The sequence below is a fragment of the Pantoea sp. Fr-CA_6 genome (assembly GCF_024520895.1).
GTDB classification, from domain to species: Bacteria; Pseudomonadota; Gammaproteobacteria; order Enterobacterales; family Enterobacteriaceae; genus Pantoea; species Pantoea agglomerans.
The window spans coordinates 241,636-254,150 of sequence record NZ_JALNPO010000002.1 but is presented as its reverse complement, the minus strand read 5'-3'; the positions used below and the strand labels follow the sequence as shown (position 1 = coordinate 254,150).

Below are 12,515 nucleotides of genomic sequence, written 5' to 3'. Positions count from 1 at the left end.
AAACATCACAGTATTAAGGAGTTAAGCTATGGCTGTAACTAAGCTGGTTCTGGTGCGACACGGCGAAAGCCAGTGGAACAACGAAAACCGCTTTACCGGTTGGTATGATGTTGACCTTTCAGAGAAAGGTCGTGGCGAAGCCAAATCAGCAGGTCAGCTGCTGAAAAAAGAGGGCTTTGTTTTCGATTTCGCTTACACCTCAGTACTGAAGCGTGCCATTCACACGCTGTGGAATGTGCTGGATGAGCTGGATCAGGCCTGGCTGCCGGTTGAGAAAACCTGGCGTCTGAACGAGCGTCACTACGGTGCGCTGCAGGGTCTGGATAAAGCGGAAACCGCTGCCAAATATGGTGATGAGCAGGTTAAGCAGTGGCGTCGCGGCTTTGCCGTTACTCCGCCAGAGCTGGATCGTTCAGATGAGCGCTTCCCGGGCCATGATCCGCGTTACGCGAAACTGACCCCAGAGCAGCTGCCAACCACCGAAAGCCTGGCGCTGACCATCGACCGCGTTATCCCTTACTGGAACGACACCATTCTGCCGCGCATCAAAAGCGGTGAGAAAGTGATCATTGCCGCACACGGCAACTCACTGCGTGCGCTGGTGAAATATCTGGATAACCTGAGCGAAGATGAAATCCTCGAACTGAACATCCCTACCGGCGTACCGCTGGTTTATGAGTTCGATGAAAACTTCAAACCGCTGAAACGCTACTACCTTGGCGACCAGGACGAGATTGCCGCGAAAGCCGCAGCCGTTGCGAATCAGGGTAAAGCGAAGTAATTTCTCGCTGAAATGCAAAAAGGCCAGACGAAAGTCTGGCCTTTTTTATTGGGCTGCGCGCACGAACGCTGCGCACTGTGTTCGTTGTCAGAATAAAGAATTCAATGAGCCTGGCAACAACTGATTAGCTCAAAGCGCAGGGTACACGGTCAGAGGCACAATCCTCAAAGCGAACCGGGTCAGACCTTGTCAGTTATCCCACTCAGCCGCGGCGCTGTTTAACCGCTGCCGCCAGCTGACGCAGCACCTTGTCGGTATCTTCCCAGCCGATACAGGCGTCGGTGACGCTTTTGCCATAGACCAGCGGCTCGCCGCTCTCCAGACTCTGGTTGCCTTCCACCAGATGACTCTCGATCATCACACCGACAATCGCCTGCTCACCATTAATCAGCTGCTGTGAGACATCGTCTGCCACAACCATCTGACGCTGGAACTGCTTGCTGCTGTTGGCGTGGCTGAAATCGATCATCACCTGCTGTGGCAGACCCGCTTTTGCCAGGCCCTCTTTGACCTCTGCAACATGCTGCGCACTGTAGTTCGGCTCTTTGCCGCCGCGCAGAATGATATGGCAGTCACCGTTGCCGCTGGTTTCCACAATGGCGGAGTGACCATACTTCGTCACAGACAGGAAACAGTGCGGCGATCCCGCCGCGTTAATGGCATCGATCGCCACCTTAATGGTGCCGTCGGTGCCGTTTTTGAAGCCGACCGGACAGGAGAGACCGGACGCCAGCTCACGGTGTACCTGGGATTCCGTGGTGCGCGCACCAATCGCGCCCCAGCTCATCAGGTCAGCCACATATTGCGGGGTAATCATATCCAGAAACTCGCCCGCCGCCGGTAAGCCGCTGTCGTTAATATCCAGCAGCAGTTTACGCGCCAGACGCAGACCGTCGTTGAGCTGGTAGCTGTTGTCCATGTAGGGATCGTTGATCAGCCCTTTCCAGCCCACCGTGGTGCGCGGCTTTTCAAAATAGACCCGCATCACCACTTCCAGCTCGCCTTTCAGCTCATCACGCAGCGACAGCAGGCGGTCGGCATACTCTTTTGCCGCTTCAGTGTCATGAATTGAGCAGGGGCCAATCACCACCAGCAGGCGATCGTCCTTGCCCTGCAGGATCTGATGAATCGCCTGACGGGCCTGTGAAACGGTCTGTGCAGCACGATCGGTCGCCGGGAATTTTTCGAGCAGCGCAACCGGAGGTAACAGCTCTTTAATCTCTTTGATGCGTAAGTCATCGTTCTGGTAATTCATACTGATTCCATATTATTTCTGGCCCGGCGCCCGCCGGACACAACCTGCCCAATGTAGCCCGAAGCGCCTGGGGTGTAAATTCCCGCTGCGGGTTAAATGTGCGGGTGATATTTGCATTAATCAGGTTAGCGACTAGACTTTTTAATGGTAAGCACTGAGGAACGTCCCGCTTACCAAATTAAATCACCCTGTTTAAGCCAACCGGCGAATTATATTTCGTCAGGGATTTTATTACCCGAAATTGCACCTCTGGGCTTAAAGCACCTTCATTTATTAACGGGAGCATAATGATGAAAAAGTTTGCCTTACTCTTTTTGACAGCAGCAATGACACTGAGCAGCGGTGCGGTACTGGCTGCAGACAGCAGCAGCAATAACGGTACATCGAATCAGGCAGCCAGTGCAGGTGCAGCAGCGGGCGGAGCGAAAGAGAATCTGCCGCCAAATAATGTCGATAACAGCAAAATTAATAACACTGGCAACGATACCAATCCTGCAACGTCCGGCAGCACCACCAGCCATGGTAATATGTCTGCTAACGAAATGGACCAGAACGCCCAGTGTAAAGATGGTAAATGTCCGAACATCAATAAAAAAGTTCAGACTAAAGTGGGCGGCGGTGACGTAGATACCAAAACCGACGGCACCACCCAGTAATTCTGTTTAGCCAGGAGAGCTGACGCTCTCCTGGTTTTTCTCCCCTCTGTCCCACTCTTCCGCTATGCTAATCCTGTGAATTTTACAGGAAATCCTTCATGGCCGTTTTGCTTCTGATTGACGATCATCCGCTGGTTGAAGTGGCACTTGAAGCCGCTCTGAGCCAGTCACCCATTCCGGTTCAGCTCCTCTCTGCCAGCAGTGAAAAAGCCGCCCGTCCCCTGCTTCAGCAGCCACTGGACATCATCGTGCTGGATATTGGCCTGCCGGACAGCGATGGGCTGGAGTTCCTGCGTCGCCTGAAGATCCATCGGCCCGACTGTCCGGTATTGATCTACTCTGCTCAGCAGACCCGCCACTATGTGCGTCGCGCCCAGGCGCTGGGTGCCGCCGGTTATGTGGTGAAGAGCCAGCGCATGGCGCAACTGCTTAGCGCTATCCTGGCGGTGCTGGGCGGTCAGACGGCGTTTCCGGTGATGGATGATGAGCCGGAACTCCCGCTGACCCAGAAAGAGCGTCAGATTCTGGCGCTGCTGGCCAGCGGCCTCTCCAATCTGCAAATCGCCGCCCAGTTGCACATCAGTAACAAAACGGTCAGCACCCATAAAAAGAACATTCTGGAAAAAACCGGCGCCCGTTCGGTGGTGGAACTGGCTGACCTGTGGAAGGCGCAGCAGTGAGAACTCTCCTGCTGATGCTGCTGTTGCTGTGCGGCTCCGTTCTGGCTGAGGTGCGTCCGGTGAGCAGCATCAATCTGCCGATGATGCTACCGGTGACACACGCGGAAACCATGCAGGGCAAAATTCTGCGTGTTGGCCTGCTGGAAGAGAACCACGCCCCCTGGGCGATGCGCATCGGCAACGACCTGTATGGCATCAATGCTGACTATCTTTCCGCACTGCGCCAGCTGACTGGCGCGCAGTTCAGCCTCAACCTCTACAGCGATCAGCCGCATCTGATGCAGGCGCTGAACAGCGGCCAGATCGATTTTGCGCTTGGCATGTGGATTTCTCCCCTGCCAGCCGGCGCGCTGAGCAGCGATAACTGGTACAGCAGCCCGCTTCGGGTCTACCGCAATCAGCAAAACCAGCGTGCCGTGATGTTTAACAGCCAGAATGCCCAACTGGCGATCAGCGAAAGCACGCTGGCACAGCTGCCGCCTGCGCTGGCGGCCCGCCACAGCTGGCGACGCTACAGCAGTGATCTGCAGGCGCTCTATACCCTGCTGAATCAGCAGAATGATTATGTGGTGGCGGATGAGACCAGCGCCGGATTTCTGCTGAGCCAGCTGCAACAGGGCCAGATTTATCAGATCGCCTCACACATCGAGGCCGGACAGCTCAACCTGCGCGCGGTCTCCCGCGATCCGGAGCTTATCAGCTGGATTAATCAGAGCCTGCGTCAGTTGCCAGCAGAACTGATGAACACGCTGCAGGCGCGCTGGAGCAGTACCCTGCCGCGCTACCAGGATACGCAGACCCTGATGCTCAGCCCCACTGAACGTGCCTGGATTGCCGATCATCCGCGTATTACTTACACCGCCGAACCGGACAACTATCCCTGGAGTTATCGCGATGCCAGCGGGACCGCCAGAGGCTATGGCGTGGATTTGCTGAAAGCGATAGCTCAGAGCACCGGCCTGCAGTTTGAACCGGTGTGGGTCAGCAATCCGCGTCAGGCGAACACGCTGATCGGTCAGCAGCAGGCGATGCTGCAGCTGATGCAGCCGCTGAACGGCGATGCGATGCAGAGCACCTCGCTGCCGGTGTGGCGCGCACTGTGGGGCATCTACAGCCTGCAGCCCGATACGCTGGCGCACTGGCGCGACCTGCGCGGCAAGCGGGTCGGCGTGTTGCAGGATGACCTGGCGCTGCGTCTGCTGCCTGCGGATCTGCAGCCGCAGCAGTTTGCCGATCGTAATAGCCTCTATGACGCGCTGGCAAAGGGGCAGATCGATGCGCTGGTGGATAACGTGCTCTCCGCCCGCTGGCGTATCGCCAGCCGCGATGATGCGCGCATCCATCTCGCCTTTGCCGCCAGCGACATCGCCTGGCCGATCGCGCTGGGTGTGACGCCTGACCAGCCGGTGCTGCGCACCCTGCTGGATCGCGCGCTGCAGCAGATCCCGGCTGACACACAGAGTCAGATGCGCGACAGCTGGTCAACCCCGCCACAGCCCGGCAGCGTGATGGTGATGCGTTCGCTGCCGATGATGGTGCTGGCGGTGGCAGGTGCGGCCATTGCGCTGCTGCTGTTGCTGCTGGCGCGCCGCTACTGGCAACAGCGCCGGGAGCGTCAGCAGCGTGAACAGGCTGAGCACGCCAATGCGATGAAGAGCCAGTTCCTGGCGACCGTCAGCCATGAGCTGCGCACGCCGATGCAGGCGATCCTCGGCCTGCTGGAGCTGGAGAAGCAGCAGCACAGCAGCCAGAACCTGACGCTGCTGCACAGCAGTGCGCAATCGCTGCTGACGTTGCTGAATGATCTGCAGGATCATGCGCGCATCGAGAGCAACAGTTTTACCCTGGCGCCCCGTCCGCTGGCGCTGGCGCAGTGGCTCAATCAGCAGCAGCACTTTTATCATCCGTTAATGCGCGAAGACGGCCCGCATCTGATCGTCGAGGCGCTGACGCCGCTGCCTGATGCCGTGATGATCGATGCCGATCGCCTGCAGCAGGTGGTCAACAACCTGATGACCAATGCGCTGAAATTTACCCGCCACGGCGCGATTCGCCTGACGCTGGCCGCACAGCAACAACAGTTGATTCTGACGGTGAGCGACAGCGGCAGCGGTATTCCGCCAGAGGAGCAGCAGAAGCTGTTTGATCCCTGGTATCAGGCGCCGTCCGGTAAATCGGTTTCGGTGCAGGGCAGCGGCCTGGGGCTGTTTATCTGCCGGGAAATGGTGCAGCGGATGGGCGGCGACATCCGGCTTGCCTCTGAAGCCGGTCACGGCACCCAGGTCACCGTGACGCTGCCACTGGCGGTCTGCGCACCAGCAAACCACGTGGATGAAACTGCCCTGCCCGACCTTCCACAACTGCGGGTGGCGATTGTCGATGACCATCCGACCAATCTGCTGGTGATGCAGCAGCAGCTGTCGCGTTTTGCGATTCAGGCTGACATCTTTGAGCAGGGACGCGCGCTGCTGCAGGCCGATGCGCAGCAGCCTTATGACCTGCTGTTTATCGACCAGATGATGCCGCGGCCTGACGGCACACTGCTGCTGCGGATATTGCGGCGGCGTGACCGTCAGCGGAAGCGTCAGGCGATGCGGGTGCTCTGCTCCGCGGATGCCCAGCTGCTGTCACGACCGCTGGAGGCGCGGGAGCGGGTAATAATAAAACCGGTGCAGTTAGCCGATCTCAGCGCGCTGCTGGCAGAGTGGCAGGAAGATCCGCTGGCGGCGCTGGATGATAATCTGTGGCAACTGGCGCAGCAGAATGAGAAATTCCTCCGCCGTCTGAGCCAGACGCTGCACAACACGGTGACGCAGGATCTGGCCGTGATGCGCGAAGCACGCGAGCGCGAGGCGTGGATGCCGTTCGCCGAAGCGGCGCACCGGATGAAAGGAAGCTGGTTACTGGTGGGACTGGATCACGGCGCACAGCTCAGCCAGCAACTGGCGGAGCAGGCAAAACAGCATCAGGACACGTCTGAGACGTGGCAATTACTGATATTATTAGCAAACAGGTTACTGAAAAAACTGGAATCTTATGGCACATACCCACACTCATAGCGGGCAGGATAGTAATCGCACGCGTCTGGCGGCCGCCTTCGGGGTGACCGTTGTCTTTATGGTGGCTGAAGTGATTGGCGGCTGGCTCTCGGGTTCACTGGCGTTGCTGGCGGACGCCGGGCATATGCTGACCGATGCCGCCGCGCTGCTGATGGCGCTGCTGGCGGTGCAGTTCTCGCGCCGTAAACCCAATGCACGCCACACCTTTGGCCTGCTGCGTCTGACCACGCTGGCCGCATTTGTTAACGCCATTGCGCTGCTGGGCATTACCGCACTGATCGTCTGGGAGGCGGTGCGCCGCTTTGCCGACCCGCAACCGGTGACCGGCGGCCTGATGCTGGGGATTGCTATTGGCGGCCTGCTGGCCAATATTCTGTCGTTCTGGCTGCTGCATCACGGCAGCGAAGAGAAGAATCTCAACGTGCGGGCCGCGGCGCTGCATGTGATGGGCGACCTGCTTGGCTCGGTGGGTGCGATTGTCGCGGCGGTGATTATTATGCTGACCGGCTGGACCCCAATCGATCCGATTCTTTCGTTGCTGGTGTCACTGCTGGTGCTGCGCAGCGCCTGGGCGCTGCTGCGTGAGAGTCTGCAGGAGTTACTGGAAGGGGCGCCGCGTTCGCTGGATGTGAACCGGCTGATACGGGATCTCACCCTGAACATCGCAGAGGTGCGCAATGTTCACCATGTGCATCTGTGGCAGGTAGGCGAAAAGCCGCTGCTGACGCTGCATGCGCAGGTGATCCCGCCTTACGATCACGATGCGCTGCTGCAGCGTATCCACGACTATCTGCGCCAGCACTATCAGATTGCGCATGCGACCGTGCAGATGGAGTATCAGCCCTGTGCCGGTGCCGAGTGTGAACTCGGCTTAAGCGGCGCTGCCGCCACCGGCCATGACCACAGTCATTCTCACGACCATGATCATGGCCACGCTCACGCTAAAGGCGAAGCGCACACTCACTGAGCCGACAGCGCGCGGGAACCCTGTTGCCGCGCGCTGCGGATCCACATGCGCGAGCCGTTCAGCGCAATCAGCGTCAGAATCACATACTCCAGCGACATCGCATAGACGCCCTGTCGGGCAAAAATCATCACGCTAATCACGTTGATGATGACCCACAGCAGCCAGTTCTCAACATATTTGCGCGTCATCAGCACCATCGCCGCAATCGACAACACCATCATGCAGGAGTCCCAGAACGGGAACGCATCCGGCTGCAGCGCGGGCATCGCCACCGACAGGCCAAGGCCGCTCATCAGCGTGACGGCCGCACGGGTTAACAGCGCAAACACCGGATCGATATAGAGGGTCATCAGCGCAATCGCAATCACACAGCCCGCCGTCCAGGCCAGCGCCTTAGGCAGCGGCAGCCAGCGGATTTTCAGCGCCGCCTGATGATCGGAGGTTTGCCGACTCCAGGCGTACCAGCCGTAGATATTGGCGGCAAAAAAGAAGAGCTGCAGCAGCAGGCTGGCGTAGAGCTGGATCTGAAAGAAAATCACCGCAAACAGCGTGACGTTAATCAGGCCAAAGGGATAGTTGATGATTTTTTCCAGGCTGGCAAACCAGATGCAGAGTAAGCCTGCCAGCGTGCCGATAGCCTCAATCCATGAGAGATCGTAGCCTCCGGCACCCAGAGGAATGTGAACCAGAATATTATGTGTGCTGAAGAAGTCCATGCTGAGCACCTGTCCGGAAAACGCTTACGCGTTTCCCTTCACGTTGAGTTTAAGTTCCGCTGCAAAGGATAGCATGCGATTAAGCGGCAGTAACGCCGCCTCACGCAGCGTCTCATCCACCTGAATCTCATGTTCCACCCCACCCGACTCCAGCGCCTCTGCGATGGCTTTAAGGCCGTTCATCGCCATCCAGGGACAGTGAGCACAGCTGCGGCAGGTGGCACCTTCACCGGCTGTGGGCGCTTCAAGCAGCTCTTTATCCGGCACCGCCTGCTGCATTTTGTAGAAAATGCCGCGATCGGTCGCCACAATCATCTGCGGATGCGGCAGGGATTTGGCGGCCTGAATCAGCTGGCTGGTCGAGCCGACCGCATCGGCCAGATCGACAATCGCCTGCGGTGACTCAGGATGCACCAGCACTGCCGCGTCGGGATAGAGCGCTTTCATACGCTGCAGCGCCTGGGTTTTGAACTCGTCGTGCACAATGCATGCGCCCTGCCAGCAGAGCACGTCCGCACCCGATTTTTGGGTAACGTAGCGGCCAAGATGGCGATCCGGCGCCCAGATAATTTTTTCGCTCAGACTGTCGAGGTGCTCAATCAGCTCGACCGCAATGCTTGAGGTCACCACCCAGTCGGCCCGCGCTTTTACCGCCGCCGAGGTATTGGCGTAGACCACCACGGTGCGATCGGGATGGGCGTCGCAAAAGGCGTTAAACTCTTCAATCGGGCAGCCGAGATCCAGTGAGCACTCCGCCTGCAGCGTCGGCATTAGTACGGTTTTCTCCGGGCTGAGGATTTTGGCGGTTTCCCCCATAAAGCGCACGCCGGCCACCAGCAGTGTCGTCGCCGAATGGTTGCTGCCAAAGCGTGCCATCTCCAGCGAGTCGGAAACGCAGCCGCCCGTCTCTTCTGCCAGCGCCTGAATTTCCGGATCGGTGTAGTAGTGCGCCACCATCACCGCGTTTCGCGCCTTCAGCAGCGCTTTAATTTTCTCACGGTAGAACGCCTTCTCGTCGTCACTCAGACGGGCGGGTTTGGGCGGAAAGGGATAAACGGCGCTTTCTGGATCGAACATCACACTCATGACACAGCTCTCGTTTTGTCTAATTAACGAAAATCGCCTGTTCCGGCGACTTATGGCGTCGAATTCGCCATCGTGTTTTATATGCTAAACACGATAGCGGAAAAGCCTGGCTGTGTCGTGCGATATTTATTCTGTCTGCATCACAGCGCCGACCCTGCCGGGCTGCGTTTCATCTGCCAGTACCAGCGGTTTTTGCGGCGCTTCCAGTGCCAGCAGAAAGGCTTTGATATCCAGTCCGCCCGCAAAGCCGGTCAGCTTGCCGTTGGCCCCAATCACGCGGTGGCACGGTGCGACAATCGAGAGCGGATTACGCCCATTGGCCGCACCGACGGCTCGCACCGCCAGCGGATGGCCGATCTCCCGCGCAATCTGGCTGTAGCTGCGCGTCTCACCAAACGGGATCGCCACCAGCGCCTGCCAGACTTTTTTCTGAAACTCAGTGCCGACAAAATCGAGCGGCAGCTCAAAGCAGCGACGAGCACCGGTGAAGTACTCGCTGAGCTGACGCTCAGTTTCGATCAGAATGGGATGATCGTCATCGCGCGTTTGCGGCAAAAACCGGGTGCGTTTGGGATCGTCGTTTTCCCACAAAATACCCGCCAGGCCGCTATCGCTGGCGACCAGTTTCAGTTCACCCACCGGGGTGACTATCGGTTTGAAGTAGTACATGGTGATTCTCCCGTCACGGTTCTGTCGCCTATTATCGCACTTTTCATCAGCCTGACTGGCTGTTTTCGGTCATGGCGATAAACTGTTGTGCTGTCCGAAAACAGCCAGTCTGCCGGGATTCACCGGTGTAGGCTGCGCTTATTTACCGGAGAACTGCCATGCTCGATCCCGACATTGCCTATCAGGCGCTGACCTCTCGTGATACCCGCTTTGACGGCGTTTTTTTTGTTGGCGTGACCTCAACCGGTATCTATTGTCGTCCGGTCTGCCCGGTCAAAGCGCCAATGCAGAAGAACTGCCTTTTCTTCAGCAGCGCGGAAGCGGCGGAGAAAGCCCGCTTTCGCCCCTGCCTGCGCTGTCGGCCCGAACTGGCACCCGGTAATGCGCCGGTTGATCAGCCGCACCGTGTGGCCGAGCGGCTGGTTCAGCGTATCGAGGAAGGCATGCTGGAGGAACGTGAAGGACTGGAGGCGATTGCCGCTGAATTCGGTATCAGCCTGCGTCAGCTGCGCCGTATCGTGCAGCAGGAGCTGGGTGTCTCGCCGCTGGAACTGAAGCAGACGCGGCGCATGCTGCTGGCTAAACAGCTGCTGACCGAAACCCGGCTGCCAATTATTGACGTTGCCTATGCCAGCGGCTTTGGCAGCCTGCGGCGCTTTAATGATGTCTTCCAGGCGCGTTACCGCATGACGCCAGGCTCGCTGCGCAGGGACGATACGGGCTCTCAGTGTGCGCAGCCCGGCGACCGTGTGACGCTGCGGCTGGCCTATCGCCCTCCCTACGACTGGGCGGCGATGCTCTGGTTTTTGCAGACGCATCTGATGAAAGAGGTCGAGGCGGTGGAAGATGGCAGCTGGCGACGCACCGTGGTGCTGGGCCGCTGCCGGGGCTGGGTTTCTGTTTCGCATCTGCCGCAAAAGAATGCGTTGCAGGTGACGCTCTCCACCTCGCTGACGCCGGTTCTGCCTCTGCTGCTGCGCCGTCTGCGCGATCTGTTCGATCTCGACGCACAGCCGCAGCGTATCGCCGCCTGTCTGGCGCAGGACCCACTGCTGGCACCCAGCCTGCTCTCGCATCCGGGTCTGCGTGTGCCTGGCGCATTCGACGCCTTTGAGCTGGGTGTGCGCGCCATTATCGGCCAGCAGGTGACGGTCAAAGCGGCCACCACGGTCAGCAGCCGTTTTGCCGCCGCTTTTGGCGAACCCTGTGAGACGCCGTTCGCCGATCTGACCCGCTACACCGCCCATCCTGAACGCATCGCCGGACTGACGGTAGACGATGTCGCGCCGATGGGGATTGTCAGTGCCGCCCGCTCCCGCGCCATCATCGCCTTTGCAAATGCCTGCGCCAGCGGAGATTTGCGTCTCAGCGCCGCTCAGGCGCCAGACGAGGTCATCAAAAAGCTGGTCAGCCTGCCGGGTATTGGTCCCTGGACCGCGCACTACATCGCGATGCGCGCCCTGCGCTGGCCGGATGCCTTTCCCAAAGAGGATATTGCCATCCGGAATAACCTGGGCGGCATGTCATCGAAAGAAGCGGAGGCGCGATCGCAGTCATGGCGTCCCTGGCGCAGCTATGCAGTGATGCATATCTGGGAGAGCCTGGCAGTAGCAAAGGCAAAGAAAAAGCCGTGACGGTTGATGTAAGGATGCAGATAGTCTGCCCTGATCTGCATAGTCGGTATCGCAGAAACTAAAAATGCAGAGCCTCTTCCAGACTGCTTACAAACTCGCACCCGACTGAATCTGACCGCAACGAAAAAGCTCAACACGCAGGGAACAGGGTCAGAAGAGAATGGCGCGGCCGACAGCCATCGCCAGAGGCTTTTCCAGACTGCTTACAAACTCGCACCCGACTGGATTTGGCCGCAACGAAAAAGCTCAACGCGCAGGGAACAGGGTCAGAAGAGGAAAGCGTCCCGCGCCAGGTACGGTGCGGGCCGAGCAGGTCAGGGATGACGGCTTTTGCGTCTTTCCGATCTGATCCTGTTCTCTGCGCAGGCTCGATCTCTCAGCGGAACGGGCCAGAGTTTGCCAACAACTTCAAAAACCAGTGACGTTTTGCTTTGAAAAAATTTTCAGATACCGCAGAAACAAAAAAAGCGCCCTGAGGGCGCTTTTTTCTTAATTGGTGGGTCGTGCAGGATTGCCTCGGCCCATCCGGGGCCTCGCCCTTCGGGTGATGCTGTCGCATCAGCCTGAATCGCCTGGCGATTCAGTCGAACCTGCTGCAGGTTCTCACCCTGCACGGGGAACGCCGTGCCGCATAAACAAAAAAAGCGCCCTGAGGGCGCTTTTTTCTTAATTGGTGGGTCGTGCAGGATTCGAACCTGCGACCAATTGATTAAAAGTCAACTGCTCTACCAACTGAGCTAACGACCCGCTGGGGGCTTACAACCGTTCAACGCGCCAGGCGGCTGAGATAAGATGGTGGGTCGTGCAGGATTCGAACCTGCGACCAATTGATTAAAAGTCAACTGCTCTACCAACTGAGCTAACGACCCATCTTAGGTTGTGAAGCAATGCTGAAGTGTTCTTCTTAAAACTGCGCGGTAAAAGCGCGTCTGAGGAAGATGGTGGGTCGTGCAGGATTCGAACCTGCGACCAATTGATTAAAAGTCAACTGCTCTACCAACTGAGCTAACGA

Annotated in this window: 10 protein-coding genes, 2 tRNA genes and 1 other RNA gene; 6 read left to right on the top strand and 7 right to left on the bottom strand. The window is 58.3% G+C overall.

The features are described 5' to 3' along the window. Positions 1-28: 28 nt before the first annotated feature. Complete coding sequence (gpmA, locus tag NR201_RS04350; RefSeq protein ID WP_003851893.1) at positions 29-781, top strand: 2,3-diphosphoglycerate-dependent phosphoglycerate mutase; 753 nt, start codon at positions 29-31, stop codon at positions 779-781. 202 nt (positions 782-983) lie between these two features. On the opposite strand, the gene aroG is transcribed toward gpmA, so the two are convergent. Continuing rightward, on the bottom strand, positions 984-2,036 hold the full coding sequence (aroG, locus tag NR201_RS04345) for a 3-deoxy-7-phosphoheptulonate synthase AroG (protein WP_256849399.1): 1,053 nt from the start codon (positions 2,034-2,036) through the stop codon (positions 984-986). Between the two features lie 287 nt (positions 2,037-2,323). Here aroG and NR201_RS04340 point away from each other — a divergent pair, with 287 nt between their 5' ends. The 4 genes from NR201_RS04340 to zitB all read left to right on the top strand — a co-directional run bounded on the left by NR201_RS04340 (position 2,324) and on the right by zitB (position 7,398). After that, positions 2,324-2,692 carry a YbgS-like family protein gene (locus NR201_RS04340; RefSeq protein ID WP_022626030.1) on the top strand — a complete coding sequence of 123 codons (369 nt, stop codon included), beginning with the start codon at positions 2,324-2,326 and terminating at the stop codon, positions 2,690-2,692. 98 nt (positions 2,693-2,790) lie between these two features. After that, a complete protein-coding gene (locus NR201_RS04335) occupies positions 2,791-3,372 on the top strand; it encodes a response regulator transcription factor (RefSeq protein WP_033756983.1) in 582 nt (193 codons plus the stop codon). Positions 3,373-3,386: 14 nt separating this feature from the next. After that, entirely contained in the window at positions 3,387-6,431 is a 3,045-nt protein-coding gene (locus NR201_RS04330) for an ATP-binding protein (RefSeq protein ID WP_256849492.1), read from the top strand. After that, positions 6,409-7,398, top strand: a complete 990-nt coding sequence (gene zitB, locus NR201_RS04325; protein WP_256849398.1) for a CDF family zinc transporter ZitB — start codon at positions 6,409-6,411, stop codon at positions 7,396-7,398. The genes NR201_RS04330 and zitB overlap by 23 nt, the downstream gene beginning before the upstream one ends. Here the strand turns inward: zitB and pnuC are convergent. From pnuC to NR201_RS04310, 3 genes are all read right to left on the bottom strand, one after another. After that, on the bottom strand, positions 7,392-8,114 hold the full coding sequence (gene pnuC / locus NR201_RS04320) for a nicotinamide riboside transporter PnuC (RefSeq protein ID WP_256849397.1): 723 nt from the start codon (positions 8,112-8,114) through the stop codon (positions 7,392-7,394). The two genes, zitB and pnuC, sit on opposite strands and share 7 nt — an antisense overlap. Before the next feature lie 24 nt (positions 8,115-8,138). Continuing rightward, positions 8,139-9,200, bottom strand: coding sequence for a quinolinate synthase NadA (gene nadA, locus NR201_RS04315; protein WP_256849396.1), 1,062 nt, complete (start codon positions 9,198-9,200; stop codon positions 8,139-8,141). Between the two features lie 126 nt (positions 9,201-9,326). Further along, positions 9,327-9,869: a methylated-DNA--[protein]-cysteine S-methyltransferase gene (locus NR201_RS04310; RefSeq protein WP_010260149.1), complete on the bottom strand. Its 543-nt coding sequence runs from the start codon at positions 9,867-9,869 to the stop codon at positions 9,327-9,329. A gap of 158 nt (positions 9,870-10,027) precedes the next feature. Here NR201_RS04310 and NR201_RS04305 point away from each other — a divergent pair, with 158 nt between their 5' ends. After that, entirely contained in the window at positions 10,028-11,503 is a 1,476-nt protein-coding gene (locus tag NR201_RS04305) for an AlkA N-terminal domain-containing protein (protein WP_256849395.1), read from the top strand. A gap of 494 nt (positions 11,504-11,997) precedes the next feature. On the opposite strand, the gene NR201_RS04300 is transcribed toward NR201_RS04305, so the two are convergent. From NR201_RS04300 to NR201_RS04290, 3 genes are all read right to left on the bottom strand, one after another. Next, positions 11,998-12,131, bottom strand: a non-coding RNA gene (locus tag NR201_RS04300) — RtT sRNA. A 43-nt stretch (positions 12,132-12,174) separates the two neighbouring features. After that, positions 12,175-12,250: transfer RNA gene (locus NR201_RS04295), tRNA-Lys, on the bottom strand. 46 nt (positions 12,251-12,296) lie between these two features. Then, a tRNA-Lys gene (locus NR201_RS04290) sits at positions 12,297-12,372 on the bottom strand. Positions 12,373-12,515 lie beyond the last annotated feature (143 nt).

Coding starts and splice junctions, on each gene's coding strand:
- gpmA (WP_003851893.1), top strand. CDS start 29: ATGGCTGTAACTAAGCTGGTTCTGGTGCGACACGGCGAAAGCCAGTGG.
- aroG (WP_256849399.1), bottom strand. CDS start 2,036: ATGAATTACCAGAACGATGACTTACGCATCAAAGAGATTAAAGAGCTG.
- NR201_RS04340 (WP_022626030.1), top strand. CDS start 2,324: ATGATGAAAAAGTTTGCCTTACTCTTTTTGACAGCAGCAATGACACTG.
- NR201_RS04335 (WP_033756983.1), top strand. CDS start 2,791: ATGGCCGTTTTGCTTCTGATTGACGATCATCCGCTGGTTGAAGTGGCA.
- NR201_RS04330 (WP_256849492.1), top strand. CDS start 3,387: ATGCTGCTGTTGCTGTGCGGCTCCGTTCTGGCTGAGGTGCGTCCGGTG.
- zitB (WP_256849398.1), top strand. CDS start 6,409: ATGGCACATACCCACACTCATAGCGGGCAGGATAGTAATCGCACGCGT.
- pnuC (WP_256849397.1), bottom strand. CDS start 8,114: ATGGACTTCTTCAGCACACATAATATTCTGGTTCACATTCCTCTGGGT.
- nadA (WP_256849396.1), bottom strand. CDS start 9,200: ATGAGTGTGATGTTCGATCCAGAAAGCGCCGTTTATCCCTTTCCGCCC.
- NR201_RS04310 (WP_010260149.1), bottom strand. CDS start 9,869: ATGTACTACTTCAAACCGATAGTCACCCCGGTGGGTGAACTGAAACTG.
- NR201_RS04305 (WP_256849395.1), top strand. CDS start 10,028: ATGCTCGATCCCGACATTGCCTATCAGGCGCTGACCTCTCGTGATACC.